This is a genomic window from Proteiniphilum sp. (assembly GCF_034927365.1).
Classification (GTDB): Bacteria; Bacteroidota; Bacteroidia; order Bacteroidales; family Dysgonomonadaceae; genus Proteiniphilum.
Genome location: NZ_JAYFQD010000001.1, coordinates 1 through 20931 on the forward strand (window position 1 = coordinate 1; position 20931 = coordinate 20931).

At 43.1% G+C, this 20931-nt stretch carries 22 protein-coding genes and 1 pseudogene; 17 read left to right on the forward strand and 6 right to left on the reverse strand.

The window, feature by feature from the left end; all coding sequences use genetic code 11:
- From VB073_RS00005 to VB073_RS00045, 9 genes and pseudogenes are all read left to right on the forward strand, one after another.
- A partial coding sequence (locus VB073_RS00005) for an RHS repeat-associated core domain-containing protein (RefSeq protein ID WP_323402081.1) occupies nucleotides 1-2200 on the forward strand: 2200 nt, incomplete at its 5' end.
- A complete protein-coding gene (locus VB073_RS00010) occupies nucleotides 2185-2832 on the forward strand; it encodes a hypothetical protein (RefSeq protein ID WP_323402082.1) in 648 nt (215 codons plus the stop codon). The genes VB073_RS00005 and VB073_RS00010, both read left to right, overlap by 16 nt.
- A 163-nt stretch (nucleotides 2833-2995) precedes the next feature.
- Entirely contained in the window at nucleotides 2996-3091 is a 96-nt protein-coding gene (locus tag VB073_RS00015; RefSeq protein WP_323402083.1) for a hypothetical protein, read from the forward strand.
- 262 nt (nucleotides 3092-3353) lie between these two features.
- Nucleotides 3354-3986, forward strand: a complete 633-nt coding sequence (locus tag VB073_RS00020; RefSeq protein WP_323402084.1) for an HNH endonuclease signature motif containing protein — start codon at nucleotides 3354-3356, stop codon at nucleotides 3984-3986.
- 2 nt (nucleotides 3987-3988) lie between these two features.
- The gene (locus tag VB073_RS00025) at nucleotides 3989-4273 is read left to right on the forward strand and encodes a hypothetical protein (protein ID WP_323402085.1); all 285 of its coding nucleotides are present in this window, start codon (nucleotides 3989-3991) and stop codon (nucleotides 4271-4273) included.
- 101 nt (nucleotides 4274-4374) lie between these two features.
- The gene (locus tag VB073_RS00030; protein WP_323402086.1) at nucleotides 4375-4542 is read left to right on the forward strand and encodes a hypothetical protein; all 168 of its coding nucleotides are present in this window, start codon (nucleotides 4375-4377) and stop codon (nucleotides 4540-4542) included.
- Nucleotides 4503-5222, forward strand: coding sequence for an RHS repeat-associated core domain-containing protein (locus VB073_RS00035; RefSeq protein WP_323402087.1), 720 nt, complete (start codon nucleotides 4503-4505; stop codon nucleotides 5220-5222). The genes VB073_RS00030 and VB073_RS00035 overlap by 40 nt, the downstream gene beginning before the upstream one ends.
- Before the next feature lie 29 nt (nucleotides 5223-5251).
- Nucleotides 5252-5509 (forward strand): annotated as a pseudogene (locus VB073_RS00040) (polymorphic toxin type 24 domain-containing protein); the annotation flags it as partial.
- Nucleotides 5506-5841: a hypothetical protein gene (locus VB073_RS00045; protein WP_323402088.1), complete on the forward strand. Its 336-nt coding sequence runs from the start codon at nucleotides 5506-5508 to the stop codon at nucleotides 5839-5841. The pseudogene VB073_RS00040 and the gene VB073_RS00045, both read left to right, overlap by 4 nt.
- An 856-nt stretch (nucleotides 5842-6697) precedes the next feature.
- Here VB073_RS00045 and VB073_RS00050 read toward each other — a convergent pair.
- From VB073_RS00050 to VB073_RS00060, 3 genes are all read right to left on the reverse strand, one after another.
- Nucleotides 6698-8029: an ammonium transporter gene (locus VB073_RS00050; protein ID WP_323402089.1), complete on the reverse strand. Its 1332-nt coding sequence runs from the start codon at nucleotides 8027-8029 to the stop codon at nucleotides 6698-6700.
- A gap of 56 nt (nucleotides 8030-8085) precedes the next feature.
- Complete coding sequence (locus tag VB073_RS00055) at nucleotides 8086-8433, reverse strand: P-II family nitrogen regulator (protein WP_323402090.1); 348 nt, start codon at nucleotides 8431-8433, stop codon at nucleotides 8086-8088.
- A gap of 174 nt (nucleotides 8434-8607) precedes the next feature.
- Nucleotides 8608-9279 (reverse strand): TorF family putative porin, encoded by a 672-nt coding sequence (locus VB073_RS00060; protein WP_323402091.1) that lies wholly within the window; start codon nucleotides 9277-9279, stop codon nucleotides 8608-8610.
- A gap of 646 nt (nucleotides 9280-9925) precedes the next feature.
- Here VB073_RS00060 and VB073_RS00065 point away from each other — a divergent pair.
- Together VB073_RS00065 and VB073_RS00070 are read left to right on the forward strand one after the other, a co-directional pair.
- Nucleotides 9926-11977 carry a ComEA family DNA-binding protein gene (locus VB073_RS00065; RefSeq protein WP_323402092.1) on the forward strand — a complete coding sequence of 684 codons (2052 nt, stop codon included), beginning with the start codon at nucleotides 9926-9928 and terminating at the stop codon, nucleotides 11975-11977.
- Nucleotides 11978-12029: 52 nt separating this feature from the next.
- Nucleotides 12030-13910, forward strand: a complete 1881-nt coding sequence (locus tag VB073_RS00070) for an ABC-F family ATP-binding cassette domain-containing protein (protein WP_323402197.1) — start codon at nucleotides 12030-12032, stop codon at nucleotides 13908-13910.
- Nucleotides 13911-13921: 11 nt separating this feature from the next.
- Here VB073_RS00070 and VB073_RS00075 read toward each other — a convergent pair whose 3' ends face one another.
- From VB073_RS00075 to VB073_RS00085, 3 genes are all read right to left on the reverse strand, one after another.
- Complete coding sequence (locus VB073_RS00075; RefSeq protein ID WP_323402093.1) at nucleotides 13922-14311, reverse strand: hypothetical protein; 390 nt, start codon at nucleotides 14309-14311, stop codon at nucleotides 13922-13924.
- Nucleotides 14312-14435: 124 nt separating this feature from the next.
- Complete coding sequence (locus VB073_RS00080) at nucleotides 14436-15896, reverse strand: type II toxin-antitoxin system YoeB family toxin (RefSeq protein ID WP_323402094.1); 1461 nt, start codon at nucleotides 15894-15896, stop codon at nucleotides 14436-14438.
- Nucleotides 15893-16219, reverse strand: coding sequence for a hypothetical protein (locus VB073_RS00085; RefSeq protein ID WP_323402095.1), 327 nt, complete (start codon nucleotides 16217-16219; stop codon nucleotides 15893-15895). The genes VB073_RS00080 and VB073_RS00085 overlap by 4 nt, the downstream gene beginning before the upstream one ends.
- 258 nt (nucleotides 16220-16477) lie before the next feature.
- Between VB073_RS00085 and VB073_RS00090 the strand changes: the two genes are divergently transcribed.
- The 6 genes from VB073_RS00090 to VB073_RS00115 all read left to right on the forward strand — a co-directional run bounded on the left by VB073_RS00090 (nucleotide 16478) and on the right by VB073_RS00115 (nucleotide 20917).
- Nucleotides 16478-16603, forward strand: coding sequence for a hypothetical protein (locus tag VB073_RS00090; protein ID WP_323402096.1), 126 nt, complete (start codon nucleotides 16478-16480; stop codon nucleotides 16601-16603).
- A 12-nt stretch (nucleotides 16604-16615) separates the two neighbouring features.
- Complete coding sequence (locus VB073_RS00095; RefSeq protein WP_323402097.1) at nucleotides 16616-17380, forward strand: tRNA threonylcarbamoyladenosine dehydratase; 765 nt, start codon at nucleotides 16616-16618, stop codon at nucleotides 17378-17380.
- Nucleotides 17381-17960: 580 nt separating this feature from the next.
- Complete coding sequence (locus VB073_RS00100) at nucleotides 17961-18155, forward strand: helix-turn-helix domain-containing protein (RefSeq protein ID WP_323402098.1); 195 nt, start codon at nucleotides 17961-17963, stop codon at nucleotides 18153-18155.
- A gap of 8 nt (nucleotides 18156-18163) precedes the next feature.
- Nucleotides 18164-18493, forward strand: a complete 330-nt coding sequence (locus VB073_RS00105) for a HipA N-terminal domain-containing protein (RefSeq protein WP_323402099.1) — start codon at nucleotides 18164-18166, stop codon at nucleotides 18491-18493.
- On the forward strand, nucleotides 18490-19503 hold the full coding sequence (locus VB073_RS00110; RefSeq protein ID WP_323402100.1) for a HipA domain-containing protein: 1014 nt from the start codon (nucleotides 18490-18492) through the stop codon (nucleotides 19501-19503). The genes VB073_RS00105 and VB073_RS00110 overlap by 4 nt, the downstream gene beginning before the upstream one ends.
- A gap of 148 nt (nucleotides 19504-19651) precedes the next feature.
- Entirely contained in the window at nucleotides 19652-20917 is a 1266-nt protein-coding gene (locus VB073_RS00115; RefSeq protein WP_323402101.1) for a hypothetical protein, read from the forward strand.
- Nucleotides 20918-20931 lie beyond the last annotated feature (14 nt).

The window sequence follows — 20931 nt, forward strand, 5'->3', positions numbered from 1 at the left end:
CCTGACAGGAACCATAAAGTTGATGACGGTCAACTACTACGACGACTATGCTTTCCTCAACATGACCATGACCGCGAATAAGGACAGCCTTATTTTTCTTGGCAAAGGGTATGACGCCCAATTCACAAGCACCCGGGGAAATCTGACAGGCACGCGTGTCTACCAACTGGATGATCCCGCCAAATTTACCGTCTCGGCCATATACTACGACCACAGGGGCAGGATCGTACAGCAGCACTCGTCGAACCACCTCGGGGGATATGACAACGAATACTTCACGTACACCTTTTCCGGCAAAGTGAAACAACGGATGCTCGTGCATTCGGCCACGAGCAGCACCACCCGGGTGGAAACTTATTACTACAATTATGGCGATCCGGCAACAAATCCCGCTGAAAGGTTGCAGGACGTGAAGCACAGGCTATCGCCCAACACGGCACAGGCCATGTTGGCCTCCTACACCTACGACGATATAGGAAGGATAAAAACCAAAAAAATCGGATCGGAGACTTCCACCTATTCCTACAACATACGGAGTTGGTTAAGCCAGATAAGTGCCACGAAGTTCAACCAGACGCTGGTATACAATGCCCCAGTCAATGGGCTTAGCCCCTCAGCTCCCCGGTACAACGGCAATATCAGCGCCATGAAATGGAAGTCGGGCAGTGAAACCGTGGAACGGGGGTACAAGTTCACCTACGACGGTCTGGACCGGCTCACGGCCGCCACCTACGGGGAAGGCGCGAACATCACTTCAAACCTGAACAACTACAACGAGGCCATGACATATAACGACAGGATGGGAAATATCAGGACACTGGTGCGGCGGGGCAGGCTCGACAGCGGGTACGGGGAAATCGACAACCTCACCTATACCTACACCGGGAACAGGCTGACCAAGGTTACCGATGCGGTCGCAACGCCGATCACCTATCAGGGTGCCTTCCACTTCGTGGACGGGGCCAATGTAGCCGACGAGTACACCTACGACACCAATGGAAATATCACCAAAGATTTAAACAGGAATATCACCTCGATAACGTATAATGAATTAAATTTGCCAAAAGTTATCACCCTGTCGGGTAACAAGTCGGTTACCTATGGTTATGACGCGGCTGGACGTAAGCTGAGCGCAGTTTACAAGTCGGGGACGACGACCACGACCAGCAGGGACTATGTGGGCAACAAGGTATACAATAACGGCACGTTGGGCATTGTGCTGACGGATGAGGGCTACGCCACGGTTTCGGGCACGCCGGTGTACTATTACTACCTGAAGGACCACCAGGGCAACAACCGGGTGGTGATCAGCCAGGGCGGTGCGGTGCAGGAGGTGAACCACTACTACCCGTTCGGCGGCCTGTTCGGCGACGGGGTACAGCCTTCCATCCAGCGCTACAAGTACAACGGCAAGGAACTCGACCGCGAGTTCGGGCTGGACATGTATGACTATGGTGCACGCCACTACGATGCGGTCCTTGGTAGGTGGTTCACGGTGGATCCGCTGGCGGAGAAGTACTATTTCATTTCTCCGTATGTGTATGTGGCCAATAATCCTGTTAGATACATCGACCCTGATGGGAGAGAATATGGGGATTTTTATGATAGACAAGGAACTTTTTTGGGAACGGATGGAATTGATGATGGAAAAGTATATATACTTAATGAAGATAAAGTAGCCCGAACAGAGAATACTAATGTAAATTGGGGAGGGACATTAGCGGAGAATCATGTTGACCAACTAAAATCTAATTCAAGTGAAGTATCTATGGATAGCGAACTTGGGTATATGATGCGAGCTGTATATGCAGAGATGAGAGGTGGAGATGATAATGCAAAAGCGATTGTTGCTGAATCAATTTATAATAGGTCTCAAATGAAAAGTGGGTATGAGAAAGCAGATGGAACTTATTCAGGCATCATCAAAAAATTTTATGACATTTCAAAATCGGGTAATGGTTCAAATAATGTATTTAGTAATCCCCAAGATTATATTTACAAAAATGATAAAGAGACAAATGCATGGAGAAGCAGTGTTGGGGCATCTATAAAAGCTAATTCAGGGACAAGTAATATCGGGAAAGGCGTTATTTTTTATAATTCAGCAAGTTCTACATTTTATGACAAAAATTCTAAAATGCAGAAAATAACATTAGACATTAATCATAGAGGAATTAAGGGGTTATGGAAACTAAAATAAATATTATTGGAATTTGTTTCTTTTTCCTACTGTTATCATGTCATGGTATGAAAAAAAATAATCAAACAGAATCAATACCCATTCAACAACAATGGAATGTTGGTTTGAGGGATACAATAATAAAAGAATGTGTCGGAAATTCTTTTATTGCATACCATCTACAAGGAGACTCTATTTACAGTATTGAATGGGGCAATAATTTTATAACAAACACATCTAAGAAAAAGTTTGAAGTTTTAGGTAGTGGAGTTTTAGGATTATTAGAAGTTGATGAGAATTGCATATTATTATCTCAAAGTTGTGGGACTTCATGTGTTTACTATGTCTTTTTACCTCTCAAAATGGATGCGACAGAAAAAGTTTATGATTTTGTATTAGCAAATGATTTAAAAAAACATCTTATAGCATATATTCCTACTGATAATGATACCATTTTCATACGTGTAGAGAATTATCTCACAGGACAAATTATGGATGTAAAAGAAACAAATATGTGTCAAGCAACTTTTAAAGCGGATTGTATTGATAGCATCTATTTTAATAAATCATCATTAATATTGAAATGGCAAGGTTCAGGTTGGTCTGAAACTAAACCTGACCCTCACGAAAGGACTATTCCTGTTGAATTTTGATTAGCTAAACAATAAAGCCTGCTATTTAGTGGGCTTTATTTGTTTGATGAAAGGAAGTAACTCTGCCTCTAAAAAATAGGTACAGCGGGCAACCGACAACCCCGAAATACGGCAGAAACGCCTTTACTTCCACGTTTTAAGGCACTCCATAGCCACCCACCTGTTGCAGAAAGGAATGGACATAGAGAGCATTGCCCGATTTTTGGGGCATTCTTCGCTTGTAAGCACCCAAGTTTACACCCATATTGCAAACCGTTAGAAAACGGCTTACGACTTGCGGGGAAAGGGATTAGAAAAAAATCCCTTTTTTTGTGCGCGCGTATCCGAACTATTTTAGTAACTTTGTACATCCTTGTTGCCTAAAAAAGAATGGGTTGCGTTAAAATCCACATATTAGACCGACAGTATAAAGACACTGAATTGAAAGTTAGTTACGGTAAAAAAGAACTGACCTTAAATAATCGTGCTTTTAATCCGCGTAGAGAGATACTATTAGGTATATTGACCCTGACGGAAGGGATGTGTGGGATTTTATTCGAGGAACCGTTGATGCAGTTGTACATAATATATCTCTGGGAGTATTATCGTCTTCTCCAAATTCCGTGTCAGTTTCCAATGCTGATCACTATAATGCTGGACGAGCAACGGGTGATATTATTAGTATTGCTATTGGATCAGGAGAGATTATTAACGGAAGTGTAGGAGCAATAGGAGGGGCAGCTGTCACTGTCGGAAGCGGAGGAACTGCAACCGTTGTTGGAGTTCCAGTGGCGGCTGCTAGTATTCTGGAAGTAGCGCATGGAGCTGGGACAGTTACCACTGCAATAAAAAGTTTGACTACAAATGAGGGAAGGGTTTCTGGGAAATATGATAATATTCCAAACCCAAAGAATGTCGGATCTGGAAAGAAGACAACACCATCTCAGCGTCAAAAGATATTGGAAAAAAATAAAGAGCAAAACAATGGAGTGTTGAGAAGTGATGGAGATGGTAGACTATTAAATCCTCCTTCAAAAAGTACTAAGGGGAGAAAAGCTGATATGAACCAGGCAGAAGTAGATCATATTAACCCTAGGTCAAAAGGAGGAACTAATGAAAGCTCTAATATGCAAGTACTTTCAAAAGAAGAAAACTTAAAGAAAGGGAACAGATAAAGATGCAAAAAAAGGAATTTATAGATAGTCTTAATACTGCTGTTTTTACAACAAAATATGTATTAGACAATAATTGTCCAATACTATATGTGTATCATTATAAAGAAGATGGTGCTTGGGAATTTTTAGGAATAGAAGATATTAGTGAAGACGATTACTGTGTTGTTTCTTTAGAGGAAATAATCAATTTAGATCCAACGGTATTAGCAGTTACCTCTATGAGGATGGGGTATTATGCAGAACGAGAATCAAAGAACTCAGTGTGGAATATAAATAAAATTCAATAATCTGGAAGATTAAATTTTACTCCAAGTTTTTACCTCCATAACGTATCATGAATTAAATTTGCCGAAAGTCATCACCATGTCGGGCAATAAGTCCGTCACCTATGGCTATGACAGGTAAACTAAGCGTAGTTTACAAGTCGGGAACGACCACCACCGCCAGCAGGGAGTATGTGGGCAACAAGGTTTACAATAACGGCACGCCGAGTAAACTGTTACGGAGGAAGGATACATGCCGTTGGACGATTCCGGGACATATCATTATTTCCTGAAGGACCACCAGGGCAACAACCGTGTGGTGATCGACCAGAGCGGATCGGTAAAGGAAGTGAACCATTACCATCCCTTCGGAGGACTGTTCGGGGAAGGGATGCAGACCGTGAACCAGCCCTACAGGTACAACGGCAAGGAACTCGACCGGGAAATGGGAATTGATATGTATGACTTCCACTGGCGCCAGTACATGGCGGATTTAGGAATTACAACCACGTTAGACCCTCACGCTGAAAACTATTATGGACTTAGTCCTTACAGTATGTTTGCCAACAATCCTGTAAGATTTATCGATCCGGATGGAAACGACTGGCGAGATGCAGTGAAAGGTTTTCTTGTTGCGGTGATAGATAATGCCTCAGGATTTGATTTCCGTTCATCTGCTACTCATGGTATTAATAATGCTGCAGATTTCAACAGAGGTCAGGATATTGGAGATATGGCAAGTGTCCTTTTTGGCTCTGCAGAAATGATGGGAGGAGCGGCAAACGCTGCAAAAGGAGTACAAGTGGTTGTAGTAGGGCTTGCAGCAGAAGGTCCTTCAGGTGGCACTTCTACAACTGTAGTAGCAGGAGGAGTTGCCCAGACTGTTCAAGGAGCAGCCATGGTAGCACACGGAAGCATAATGGCCGCATCCGGGTCGAAAAACTTGAACGATCAGAAAGGAAGGGTTTCGTAATCAAGTTCTTCTGAAGGAAGAGGCAAAATAAGTTGAAACCGGACTCTGGAGTACAAGGTGACCACTCTACATTCAAAAGAGATGCTGATGGCAGTATTACAAATACCGCTACATATAAGAGAAATCCTCAAAATCCAAGTGGTTTTGATGAAGTAAAGAGGGTTGATGCAAGAGGTGCCAGTCACAAAAATAAATCAGGTCAAGAGGTTCCAACTCCCCATGTCCATGAGAAAGGGAAAGATGTCAGGCCAGCTAGAAAAGATGAATTACCTAAAAGATATAAATGATGAATAAAAATGCTTTTATTGGAAATAAAGTTGCTCTTGAAGACCTTGTATTTCATGATTGTAAAATATATGGTTTTGGGTTTAATATAGAGAATAACGAACTGTTAGTTGATATTGATTATATTGAAGAATGGATTAAAGAAGAAAATGATGATTACTATTCTTTTGTTGTATTTCCATCCACACTTATTTTTGAAAATGTATGGGATTTAAATATAGATATATCAACTAATATAGAATTGATTATAGACAATATAGAGCGTTCTAACCCAAACATTCCCCGAAATATTAGTTATTTACCAAACTTTTCCAGGGAATATGATGGAAAATAGAACTTATGAATGGTGAGATAAATTTTAAATCTATTGGTATGAAAATTTATCAGAGAGAAGACAAAGTAAAACAGAAATCTCAAACTATCTCGATGGAAAATAGAGGCGGAATAGTTTTGGGAAAACGAGGGAAGGCATATATAGTTTGCTGATATGGCGAGATTTTTGTTGTTGTTCCGTCAGATGATACAATGGCAAGGAGTTCGACCGGGAGTTCGGGCTGGACATGTATGATTACGGTGCGAGGCACTACGATGTGGCACTGGGAAGGTGATTTACGGTCGACTCGCTGGCAGAGAAGTATTATCCTTTCTCCCCATATGTGTATGTCGTAAATAATCCTGTGAATGCAGTTGATCCAGATAGGCGTTGGGTATTGAATGTAATTATAAACACAACTACAGAAACCACAAGTAACACTATCAAAAAAAACTCACTGAATAAAGTATATGGGAGTATTAATTTTCATCAGACAAGAATGTAAAAAGAGTAAATAGTCTTGAGAAGATATAACCAATTTCGTAGAAGCGACCTTATATGAGGTCGCTTTTATGATTATTCTTCATCTCGTCTTTCTCGGAAAGGGTTACGATACCCAGTTCACAAGCGCGAGAGGCAACCATACCGGGCACGCGTGTCTACCAACTGGATGATCCGTCTAAATTTACCATTTCGGCCAAATACGACAGCCATATAATTATGATACAGGAAACACGAAAAATAGTCAAAATGTCAGAGATGCAAAATCCCTGCTGAAAAGCGGGCTGTAAAATCAAAGAAGGCTATCTTGGAGTGAAGTTGAACTTCACACCAGGACAGCCTTATATACCGGAAAGAGAGCTAGAACTCAAAGGCTCTATTCATAGGCTATTTCACCATGTTCGTAGATATCGAGTCCGACCGATTCACTCTCTGGAGTGGCCCTGATGCCGACCATACTATCCACGATCTTGAACAGTATCCATGTCATGATTGCGCTGAATGCGATGGTGGCTACGGTCGCCACGACCTGGATCCACAACTGGTTCCAATCGCCGTAAAGCGCTCCCTGTGCACCCCCTTCGCCGGTGATCGCCTGTGTGGCAAAGATCCCAATCAGGAGAGAACCGATAATACCTCCGATGCCATGCACGCCAAAAGCATCCAGAGAGTCATCGTAACCCAACTTGGGCTTCACATATGCCACCATAAAGAAGCAAACCAAGCCGGCAACCAGTCCGATGACAAAAGCACCCAAAACGCCGGAAGAGCCGGCAGCAGGTGTAATAGCGACCAACCCTGCTACTACGCCCGTACAAAAGCCGACTACAGTCGGTTTTTTGTTGATAACCCAGTCGAGCGCAGTCCATGTCAGCGCCGCAGCTGCTGCAGCTATATTCGTAACCAGTAAAGCGCTTGCCGACAACCCGTCCGCCGCCAGACCGCTTCCGCCGTTAAATCCTAACCATCCCAGCCACAGCAAAGCAGTTCCGATCACCACAAACGGCACATTGTGCGGAGTAATAGGGGCAGCCCCTCTCACATTCCACCCTTTTCTTTTTCCGAGAAGGACAGCCATCACCAATGCCGACACCCCGGCATTGATATGCACCACAGTACCACCTGCAAAATCAATGGCTCCCATTTCGCCGATCCAGCCGCCACCCCATACCCAATGGGCAAGCGGATTGTAGATCACCAACGCCCACAAGACAGAGAACAGCAGGAATCCGCTGAACTTGATACGTTCGGCAAATGCACCCACGATCAAAGCCGGAGTAATAACAGCGAACATACCCTGAAAAGAGACAAACAAAAGTTCAGGAATGCCATAACCTTCGAGCAGGTCATTGATCCCTACACCTTGCAGGAATATCTTATCGAAACCACCAATAAAAGCATTCAATCCTCCTTCTACAGAGGTAAAGGCGAGGCTGTAACCGATCGCCACCCATTCGATAATAATGACAGCAGTGAGGATAAGGCACTGCATCAAAACACTCAATACATTCTTCCGGCGCACCAATCCCCCATAAAACAGGGCCAATCCGGGAATAGTCATCATCATTACAAGGATAGTAGCTACTATGATCCAGGCCGTATCACCGCTGTTCAGGGCCGGCTCCGCACTCTCCTGTGAAAAAGCAATCGTTGGTATGGCCAACAATGCAGAAAGCATCATTGCATATTTTATTATTTTATGTTTCATAATCTATCTAATTGTTATTTAATCAAGTCTATCTTTCAGAAATTTCAGGCATCCTTCTACTTTTTGTCATACAATGATTCGTCCCCATGATCGCCTGTACGGATACGGATCGATTGCTCAATGGAGGAGACAAAAATCCGGCCGTCGCCACTTTCGCCCGTATAAGCGGATTTCAGGATGGCATCGATCGATTTCTGCACGTTCACCTCCCTGACTACGAAAGAGATAAATACTCGTTCGATGGCATTGACATCGTAGGCGATCCCTCTGAAAATAAGACCTTGTTTTGCAGTTCCCTGACCCTTCACTCCCCACCATGAGAGGAAATCGATGTCAGCTTCATGCAATGCAGCCCGAACTTCGTCGAACTTTGATTTGCGGATAATAGCTTCGATTTTTTTCATACGATTGAAATTAGAGCCCAGACACAAGAATCAAGACACAAGATTCTTAGATATAAGACAACTAGATGCAAGACAATTGGACACAAGAGCCAAGACAGTCTAGTCATATTTTTGTACATGTGTGCGCAGATTCAATATCTCTTGAGCGTTTGTTATAATTATTAAATATTCTCTTTAAAAACTCACCCCGAACACCAGGAAGACATCCTTCGTATCTGGATTCAAAATTGCCTGGGTGAAGACCGGTAGTGAATAGGAATCGGTAATGCTGATCTCCTTGCTCGCTTTTACCGACGCATTGATCAATGCAAATCCGTCGGAATAGGCACCTGCCCAGGGAGTCCCTCCCAATATCAGGTCCAGATTGACACTCCCGACCGGGATGGAGTAACTCGCTTCAAAATAGGAAGAATGATCGTCGTCGCCTGCAAAATTGGTGTTCCATGCCAACGAGAGCGGTAGTGATTCTCCAAACGAGTAACCTAATGTAGCTTCGAAAACGTGTTCCGAATAATCGAAATAGCTACTACCCTCACCTGCAGGAAGATCACGGGGAAAGAAATAGTCTGTCACCAGCACTGAAAAATTACCCAGCGAATAACCGGCATATAGGTCCAATTCTCTCCAGCTACTGTTAAAACTCGTTGAACCCCATGCTCCGAGTGAAAAGTTACCGGCTGACAATGAAATGCCCGGTTGCACGGAAGCAGGACCACAATACAAGCCACGCCAGATATATGAACTTACAATATCTGCTCCTGCAGAGACAGTCACTTCCTGGGCTTTGATCCCGCTTACCACATTCAATACAGAAAAAAGAACAATAAACAATTTAATTTTTTTCATACTTCTCTTTTTAAATGAATAACCTACAATCTTTAATCTATTTGTAACCTAAAACCAAAATGAATAATCTTTTTGAAATTAAAAGAATAAAAATAAAATCTTTTTAATGTTTATACGCTGCAAAGATAATCAAAAAGATTATAAAACAAACAAATTATAAACATTTTGATCAAAAATATCAAATAATAGACGCAAAATGCCGCATAAATAAGGTCACTACGTACAAAAATGATATCTTATCAATTAAAAATCAAATATTTAGGAAATAAGAGAAAAAACTGCTATTTTTGTAGGAATTGATACAATTTACAAGTTTGCCGGAGTTCAACCAAATGAAAAGAAGCGCAGAACAGGGGGTGGCGTGGGTTGCTTTACAGCGGCCCACAGAATAGGGAATTAACAAATAATACGGCATAATAACTTTACACTAAATGAAACAAGCATAACAACCATTATGTCTTGATTCCTGTGTCTAAAAGTCTTGCATCTAATTGTCTTGCATCTAATTGTCTTGCATCTAAAAGTCTTGCATCTAATTGTCTTGCATCTAATTGTCTTATATCTAAAAGTCTTATATCTAAATGTCTTGTGTCTAAATGTCTTGTGTCTAAATGTTTTGTGTCTAAATGTCTAATTTCTCAATCGTATGAAAAACTATCTCTCCATCTTTCTCCTTGTCATGTTCATAGGACACACCCATACAGTTCAGGCGCAGTATGAGGACTGGCGGATGTTTGTGGAACAATTGGCAGAGGAAGAAATGAACGAAGCCGCCATTGAAAATATGTATGAAGAACTGCTGCAACTAGAGAATAATCCAATGAACCTGAACACCGTCACCCGTGAACAACTCGAAAATTTTCCGTTGCTCTCGATGGAAGAGGCGGATGCTATCTTCAGATTCCTGGAGAAGAACCGCCCTGTTTATACACTCTTCGAGTTGAGAAACGTACCACAACTCGATATCAAAACCATTGAAATGATAATGCCCTTTTTTCAGCCAGAAGAAACCGAAAAGCGCCAAATCCGGGTACAGACGACCGACATACTGAAGTACGGACGCCACGAAACTCAATTCCGTTTCGACAAGACACTCACACGGCGTGCCGGCTACGGACATTTTTCAGACAGTATCCTCCGGCGCTATCCTAACCGGAAATATCTCGGAGAAGATTTTTACACTTCCCTCCGCTATTCATTCCGCTACAGGAATAAAGTACAGATGGGTATCACAGCCGAAAAAGATGCCGGAGAACCATTCTTCAGGCCGGATTCGCTAAGAGGATATGATCATTACGGCGTCCACCTGATCATCAATGACATAGGAAAAATAAAAACGATCGCTCTCGGGGACTATCGCCTTTCTTTTGGGCAGGGACTGGTGCTGAACAACGACTTCATGATCAGTAAATCATGGAGTACCGGCAATATTGCCCGTCGCACGCTACAACCCAAACGCCATTTCTCCACCGCCGAAAACGGCTTTTTCAGGGGAGCCGCGGCAGTGGTGGAGATCGGTGACTTCTCCATCACCGCTTTTTATTCCAATAAACGGATCGACACCAACCTGTCGAACGAAGGTGATATCACCTCCTTCAAGGTGGACGGACTCCATCGTACTCCCCTGGAGATGGAGAAGAGAAAAAATACACGGGAGCAGGTAACCGGTGCCAATATCAACTTCCGGAAAGACCGTCTGCAATTAGGCGTGAGCGGACTATACCACCAATACAACAGGATGTACAATCCCACACCCAGGGATTATAATCTTTACTACCTGCGGGATTCTTCCAATATCAACGTAAGCATTGATTACTCCTATCAACTTCCGGGATTGATCTTTGCCGGTGAGACGGCCATCGCTAAAAACGGAGCGGTCGCCACTTTGAACACCCTGCAGTACCGTTTTTCAGCAAACCTCTCGTTTTCACTATTACACAGATATTACCCCATCTCTTATAATGCCCTCTATGCCCAGGCATTCTCGGAAGGAAGCAGCGTGCAAAACGAACAGGGATTGTATATCGGTACGGAATTCCGCCCTCTCCCAAAATTCTTGGCAACCATCTATGCCGATTTTACCCGGTTTCCTTGGCTGAAATACGGGATTGATACTCCATCGAAAGCGGTGGACCTCTATTTCCTAGGGACCTACACCCTATCCCGCCAGTCGTTCCTGGATGCAAGATACAAATACAAGCAGAAGGAGAAGAATATGGCATGGCCGGACGACAAAAGCCAATCGGTACTCCCCTATGCCACCCACAAATTCCGTATCCGATATGCACACGATCTCCGGAGCGGGTGGAATTTCCGTACTACTGTGGATATGGCATACTATAAAGAAAAATATTTTCCTGCCGAGAACGGATGGATGCTCTCCCAAAATATCGGTTACCGGGGGAAAGGAGCGCTAACGGGAGATGCTTATCTGGCATGGTTCAACGCCGACACCTACGATGCACGACTCTATTCCTACGAACGGAATCTTTTAAGCACCTTCTATATGCCCTCGTTTTATGGGAAAGGATACCGGTTGGCTTTTTCCACAAAATACGCGATCACGAAGGATCTCTCCTTCTCCGTCAAATTGGGGCATACCCGGTATTTCAACCGCGATACCATCGGCAGTGGTACCGAACTGATCGATGGAAACAACCGCACCGATTTCTTCAGCTATCTAAGGTGGGTGTTTTAGGGGACGACTTAACGAAATAGTTTGTACATTTGTGTACAAAATCAGACAAGGCATGCCCACTCCACTTCTTCAAATCGACAAGCTGACCAAAAGTTTTGGCGACCTGCTCCTTTTCAATGATATCTCCTTCGGAATCGCGGAAGGTGACAAAATAGGGCTGATCGCCCCAAACGGATCGGGCAAGACTACCCTGTTGAATATACTCTCCGGCAAGGAACCCTATGACAGTGGACGGGTGGTATTCCGCAATGATATCCGGATATCTTATCTGGACCAGTCGCCCACTTTCAATCCGGAGATGACCGTACTGGAAACATGTTTCAATACCGACAGCGAAATAGTGAAGCTAATTGCCCGCTATGAAGAGGTGATCGCCGCTTCGAACCAGGAGGGGCTGGACGAACTGCTTGCCCAGATGGATATGCACCATGCGTGGGATTATGAACAGCGGATCAAGCAGATATTGACACAGTTAAAAATTACCGACTTCCATCAGAAAATAGGCGAGCTTTCGGGGGGACAAGTCAAGCGGGTAGCGCTGGCCAACGTACTGATCAGTGAACCGGAACTGTTAATCATGGACGAGCCGACCAACCACCTCGACCTCGAAATGGTGGAGTGGCTCGAAGAACATCTCACCCGCAACAATATCAGCCTGCTGATGGTGACGCACGACCGTTACTTCCTCGACCGGGTTTGCAACCAGATACTGGAGATCGATGAAAGGAATATCTTCTCCTATAAAGGCAACTACTCCTATTATCTGGAAAAACGGGAAGAACGGGTGACGGCGCAGAATGCTGAGACCGATAAAGCCCGTAACCTGCTGCGGAAGGAACTGGACTGGATGCGCCGCCAACCACAGGCAAGGGCCACCAAAGCCAAGTCGCGGATCGACGCATTTTACTCGCTCGAGGAGAAAGCGCAACAGAGGAAGGATGAACAAAATATCCGACTGGCCGCCAAAGGGAGTTATATCGGCAATAAGATCTTCGAAGCCAAGGGTGTCAGCAAAAGATTTGGCGATATCCGCATCACCGAAAAATTCAACTATATCTTCACCCGCTACGAAAAAATGGGTATCGTGGGAAATAACGGTACCGGGAAATCTACTTTTGTAAAGATGTTGCTGGGAGTGGAAAAACCGGACAGCGGTCACTTCGATATCGGCGAGACGGTCAATTTCGGCTATTACAGTCAGGATGGACTACAATTCAACGAACAAACCAAGGTGATCGATGTGGTACAGGCCATCGCCGAGGTGATCGACCTGGGCGACGGACACCGGCTGACCGCCTCACAGTTCCTACAACACTTCCTCTTCCCTCCGGAGAAACAACACAATTATGTCTATAAGCTCAGCGGGGGAGAGAAACGGCGGCTCTACCTCTGCACCGTGCTGATCAAGAACCCCAATTTTCTGGTGCTGGACGAGCCGACCAACGACCTCGATATCCTCACCCTGAACATACTCGAAGAGTATCTTGCCGGCTTCAAGGGATGCCTTATCGTCGTCTCGCACGACCGTTACTTTATGGACAAGGTGGTCGATCACCTGCTGGTCTTCCACGGTAACGCCCAAATCCAGGATTTCCCCGGCAACTACACCCAATACCGGGAGTGGAAAGCGGTGAAGGAGAAAAAAGAGGCAGAAGAGGCAAAGGCATCCGCACCGCCACAAGAAACAACCTCCTACCGGAAAAAAAACGAAGAGAATAAAAAACTCACCTTCAAGGAGAAGCAGGAATTTGCGTCGCTGGAGCACGAAATCGAACAGATGGAGGCGGAGAAGGAGCAGATCACCGATGAACTCTCCTCCGGCAACCTCTCCACAGAGGAGCTGATGACCAAATCCAACCGACTGTCTGCACTAATGGAACAGATCGACGAAAAGACAATGCGTTGGCTGGAGTTGAGTGAGAAAGAGCAGTAACTCTTTTCTTGTCATTTGGATAGTTTCGTCATACTTATATTTACCTGTTCAGGATACTCCCCGTCAATATATGAGACAAATCTGTCGCTATAAATTGCTGTCTTTCCTGCTCTTGGAATACTGTCCGAATATTCAAAAAATAAACTGTCATTACGAATCTCTACATTTCCTTTGAAAACGTCTTTGTCTGCACGAATACCTGTCGTTGTAAATTCAAACGTACTATCTTGGTAAATTATCAAGTAAACCCAACCCAATGGAGCTTCTCTGTCTGCTTTGAGAATTGATGTCTTTTCTGTTCTATTTATTGTGTTGTTACAACTTGTCAGAAGCAACAAAACAAAAACAACTGTCAATAAAGTTTTGAAAGTTCTTTGAAAAATCTTACTTACTTTTTCCATTTGTTGTAGTGATGTTATTTGTGGCAGGCATTACATTTTTCTAGCAATATGAGAATGTATTGATGCCTATATGTATTTTGTCATTGCTTCAAAAACTATTCTTTCCAATAAGTTGCATAATCTCTTATTTCAATTCAGTAATTAATCCAAGAATAATTTCTTGCAGATATTCATCCATTGTATACTTTGCAGCATTCGGCCGAAAGGAATTAAAATCTTCCAAATCATTTTTTAAATCTTTTTTGACCTGCTTATACATAGTGCTTCTTCGGAATTTTTTGAATTGCCTTTTTTTATAGGCGGTTAATTCTTCGAAAGTTAAGTCAATTTGTTTATTTACCCTCCCATTTTCAATTTCAAAGATTAGATAGTTTGTAGATGCTATGCTTGACCAGCCGTTAGTTACATAGGAAAAATGCTCCCCATATGGTATTATTAGAATTTGACTGTAAATGTTCATCGGTATCATTTTTTCACCCGGGAAGTAGTTGTGAAAAACTGACTTGATTTCAGTTCTCGGATAAGTTGCATATTTTCCTGCTGAAATCGGAATACTGTCAACCTTATTGCTTTTTGCTAATATCTCAACATCAGATAAGTATAATGTGTCGTTTTCTATTACATAAGTCATAATGAACTTTCTATACAAACCTGTTGATGAAACTGTTTCAGGGGGAGCTTCAAATCCTTTGTCTCTAAATATCATAAAAGCCGGACTTAGACCAGTCCAATAGTATTTTTCCCCTTTAAAGATAAGCTTATCGGGGATCTGTTCAGTCGCAAAAGCCTGAAACGACATTAGAAAAAAGAAAAATAGAACATATTTCATTTTTTTGTTTCTCCGAGCTATTAACAAGATTATGGTTAATAGAACTATAATTGACCCTAATATTGCTAAATCCCAATCTCCTCGATTCAGCTTTTTTTCAAATGTCGAAAGAGCAATCCCATGCCTAATCAATGAATAATTACCAAATGCTTTATTTTTAGCAGAGTCCACTTTTAAATAATCAGTCCTACACACAAAGAACTCATAAGCCCTATCGGGTGAATCCTTTAATTGAATTGGTGCAATAAGGTAGTAGGCGCCAATTTCAAACTCAGACAAGTACGGTCGACACAATATTCCATTGTCTCCGTAAATTCTTATCTTATCTCTATTCTCGTTGCCCTTGTATTTCTTTATTATTTCTACGGTCATTGAATAAGGCATTTTGCCTTCATGACCTGAAATTTCATCTTCCAGATATGAGTCAAATGAAATTACCTTGACCAAAGCCACGAACTCAGCATTTTTCGTAGTCCTACTAAATGAATCATTCCAGGCAAAAGAACAACTGCATCCTAAAGCACTTAATGAGGGGATGAGGAGTAGCAACAATGTGATTCGTCTCGGCCATTGTCCCTTTCTGTCACCACGTAAAGCTTCAGGCTTACCAATGCCTGTTGTTGGATGAGATGGTATTTCGTCTATAAGAGTGTTGATTTTTGAAAGGATGGATTTCTTTCCCGCTCTCCTATGCACTTCTACATCTTCTATGAACTGTTCGGTAAATTCTAAAATGTATCCTCTTTCTTCTTTCATAAGCTAAAGAGTTCTTTCCTTTCATCATCAGACAGACGTTTTGTTTGACCTTTACGTGCTTTATCTATACGATCGAGGTTTCTCTTGTCGGCAAAAAATAAATCCCCGGACGGGCTTATATCAAACGGATTCACCCTATATTCTTCAGGGATGTTCATAAATTCGTTAATCCACTCCTCATTGACAAACTTGTCATCCGGGTTATCAGTTACGATAAGATTGACGTATTTCTTACCTCGTTTAACCACAACCCTTTCTTTTTCTGCCAATTCAAAGTATGTCTTTGTCTCCCTGACTATTTCTCTTGTTGTGATTACTTTCATACGATTGTTTTATTTATTCCCTTATGATATGTGGAACTCTCTTTCAGTCATGCTATTGTGTGAGAACAATTATCATACTCGTTCCATATCACTTTTATAATACATACAAATGTACATACATTTATTGATATACATAACTGAAATTTACATTAATTTGGGGGACTCTATATAACCTTACAAATCAAAAAATATAAGTAATTTTGCACTCCATGCAAAATGAAATTGGAGTTGTGAATTTATTAAACAATCATTTATTATATGGACAATACGGAATTAAAAATAGAGGTTGACGAGCTACATGCCCTGCCCAAGGAGAATGAATGGGTAGCATTCAAATCCGGAAAAACAACTACCAATGAAAGATTTTTGACCATAGAACTTTAATTTTACTCGGGAGTGGAATACAACGAACTATTTGCCCGTACGGAACTGTTGATCGGCAGGGAAGCGATGCAGTCGCTGGCGACCAAGAAGGTGATCCTTTTTGGCGTGGGCGGCGTCGGTAGCTGGTGTGCCGAAGGGTTGATCCGCAGCGGGATCATGCACCTCACGATGGTCGATTCCGACAGGGTGGCTACTGCCAATATCAACCGCCAACTGCCCGCCACTACCCAAACGGTGGGAGAACTCAAGGTGGAAGTGCTAAAAAAGCGGTTGCAGGAAATCAATCCCCATGCCACCATCAACGCTCTCCCGGAGATTTACAGCGAAGAATCGTCCCCTTCCTTTCATTTGGAGCAATACGACTATGTGATTGATGCTATCGATTCACTGGGGCATAAAGCACATCTGCTCACCACTGCTGCACAAAGTAATGCCACCATCTTCTCCTCTATGGGGGCGGCACTCAAAATAGATCCGCAACAGATAAAAGTCGCCGAATTCTGGAAAGTTCGGGGATGCAAACTGGCCTCAGCCTTACGTGAGCGCCTACGAAAAGGGCTAAAACTACAAAAGCCGATCTTGTGCGTTTACAGTGAAGAGCGGCTCCCCAACATCGGACAAGAGGCTCTGTCCGATGCCAACGAGAATGGCAGTTTCCGCAAGGCACAGACCAACGGCACCATGGTACAAGTGACCGCCGTATTCGGTTTCACCCTGTCCGGACTGGTTATTCAGGATATAGTAAAAGTCAAAAACGAATTGAATTTTACAAATTGACAAGATTTTACTTTACGAATCGACAAAAAGTATTATCCATTGTTGGCTGTAAAAGAAGATAATTTAATCAGATTGACTACTTCAATTCTAATTAACAGAATTCTAATATCTTTTCTAAATATTCGGCGTAATAGTATGGCACATTGAACAATGTGTACTTTTTCCGGAGGGTAATTCAACAGTATCTTTTGATAAGAATTAAGGGTTTATGCGATGGACTATCGGCCTACCTGCGCAAGGATGATAAAACTTTCCTATTAAACATAAGGCAAGTAATTTATCATAAGCTTGAAAGATAGCAATTTTGTAATAGATACAAAGATAAAAACAATATTATTTGTAATAAAATTAAAGATAAAACATCTGAAGTATGTAATAAATACAAGGATAGAAACATTGTGCCCTGCCCGGTTTGGTTGTTCAAGACATTATCAAAACTAGGCATAAGTGGAGAATATTTCCATAGGTAAACCTAAAATCACTACATATGGTGATTTTTTCTTGTTCGTTTCAAAATAATATCCTACTTTTGCCTTAAATCACTATAAATGGTGAATTTTCAACGCAGACTGTTTTGATTATGAATTTGACAGAAATCGGAAAACAGATTCGGGATAGGCGTAAGGAACTCGGTATTGACCAATCTACCTTGTCGGCTTTGGCAGGAGTCGGTATCAATTCACTTGTACGTCTGGAACGTGGTACGGGTAATCCCCGATTTGATGTGTTACACAATATCGTAAGCACTTTGGGACTTGATATCATTGTAAGATAGAGATAGCCATGAGTAGAGCGGTGAAAGTATATATAAAGGGAAAATATGCCGGTATCCTGGAGGAAATCGACCGGAACCATTATTCTTTCCGTTATGATGATACCTATTATAATGATCCGGATACCCCTCCTGTCTCATTGACGATGCCCAAGAGCCAGCAGGAATATGCTTGCCCCTTTCTTTTCCCGGTATTTTTCAATATGACTTCGGAGGGTGATAACCGCATGATCCAGTCCAGAAACCTGCGGATCGATGAGAATGACGATTTCGGCATCTTGTCTGCTACGGCCCATACCGATACAATCGGCGCCATCACTGTGAAACCGGTAGAGCGATGAAGGAGAAAATAATCCATATTTGTCCTTCTCTTTTGATGGAATGCAAAGGTGCTGGGGGATATTCTAAAAAGGCGTTGAAGATGCTTTTCGACGGACGGGGCGTGTCTGATAAATTACCTTACCCCCGATTCGACGAGAATGAGACCATTGATACTTTTATCGATAATGCCAAACGAATCTCCCTGTCGGGCGTACAGATCAAATATGCGGCCATTGTGGATGGCGGCATGCTGCGCATGACGAAACCGGACGAGCAGGGAACGTTTATCTTAAAACCCGTGCCCAATAACCTTCGGAACAGGAACTTCTGTCCAGCCAATGAACACCTGACAATGCAAATAGCTTCGCAGGTATATGGTATCTCTACGCCACCCAACGGACTTTGTTTCTTTGAAGATGGTTCTCCCGCCTATTTTATACGTCGCTTCGATACGCTGGACGGAAAAAAACTGCTGAAAGAGGATTTTGCCTCGCTGGGAGGATTGACAAAACAGCATGGCGGTTCAGATTACAAATATGCAAACCTTTCTTATGAAGATTGTGCGGAAATTATAGAAAAGTATAGCGCTGTACCACGGGTGGACAAGTTACGGTTCTTCGAGTTACTTTTATTCAATTTTGTCTTTTGTAACGGAGATGCCCACTTGAAAAACTTTTCCCTTCTCGAAGACAAGCGGGGTAAGTTCCGGTTATCACCCGCGTACGATCTCCTCAATACGCTTATCCATGTGGATGATACCATTTTTGCACTGCATAAGGGATTATTTACAGCACCCAAGCCTGAATATTTTGGCATCCAATCGACAGTAACCGGTAAGACTTTCCAGATATTCGGAGAAAAGATCGGCTTACCGGAAAGTATCGTGGATAATCTGCTTAACAAATTCACCATAAAACATTCACAGACAGAGAAACTTATAGAAAATTCCTTTTTGTCGGAAGCACTCAAGAAACAATATAGTTTGATGTACAAGTCCCGAATCGACAGTTTTTTGAGTATACGCCCTTGATTTCTTCATCATATACCATCAATAGTAGCTTTTCGTCTTATAATATCCCTACATCATGCCATTTTTTGTCTAAAAAATCCTCATTAATGGGAATTACCCACCGTTATTTATTACACTAATTTTGCATCGATAAAATCTATGAAGCAAAATGAGAAAGATTGTCGTGCTTTTTGCACTTATGCTATCGGTGGCAAGTTATGCCCAAAACGACACTACTAAAATAGCCACAGAATGGGATGGTTACCGGAAATACCGATTCGGGAGTTATGGTGAAATACTGTACCAGCACATGAATTATGGCGCCAACCGCTATAAGGCGACCGATGGCGCGCCCCGGGAAAACCGCGCTTACCTCGCTATTCCACGGACGATTTTCGCCGCTGATTATAAATTCCGGGGTGATATCATTCTCTCCACCGAAATAGAATTTGAACATGGCGGTACGGGTGCGGCCATGGAATACGAATACACCGAAGCGGGTGAGTATGAAGGTTTTGAGGTGGAAAAGGCGGGTGAGGTAGTACTCGAGCAGTTCCATATCACCAAACGGTTTACGAACTGGATGAACGTGCGTGTGGGTCATTTTATCGTGCCGGTGGGACTTACCAACGCCCATCACGAACCGATTTTCTTTTTCGGCACGAGCCGTCCCGAAGGAGAGCGGGCATTGTTGCCCTCCACCTGGCACGAAACGGGTATATCCATTCTCGGTTATCTCCCTTCTCTCAAATACGAGGTGATGCTGGTGAGCGGGTTAAGCCCTAACGGGTTTTCCACCGAAAATTGGGTGGGGAGCGGCAAGCAGGGAGTGCTTGAAGATGTGGTCGCCACCAATCCCGCCGTGGCCACCCGGGTGGAATACTCGGGTATAAAAGGCCTGCGGCTGAGTGCATCGGGATATTACGGCAACACGACCAAAAATACCACCAAGCCTGCTTATGCCAATTTAAAAGGCACGGTTTCCATCATTTCCGCCGATGCCCAGTACCGCAATAAGCATCTCTTGGCACGGGCAAACTTCATCTATGGCGATTTAAGTGACTCCAAGGCTATTTCGGAAGAGAACCGCCGACTGTTCCGCTCTTCCTTTGGCGGCACTCCGGTAGCCAAGAATGCCATGACCTATGCCGCGGAAGTGGGCTACGACATCTCTTCACTTTTCAATTTGAAGACAAAGCTATACCCTTTCATTCGCTACGAATATTACAACACGGCCCAGAAAGTGGAGGAAGGCGTAAAGGAATTTCCCCGGTTTAAAAGGGACATGACTTCATTCGGGCTCAATTACTTTCTGCTACCCAATCTGGTGATGAAAGCCGATTACGCCATCCGCCGCATCGACAACGGAAATTATAACAGCGAGCACACTTTCAGCGCTGCTGTTGCTTATACAACATGGTTTTTCAGTAAATAAAAAGTTATTAATTC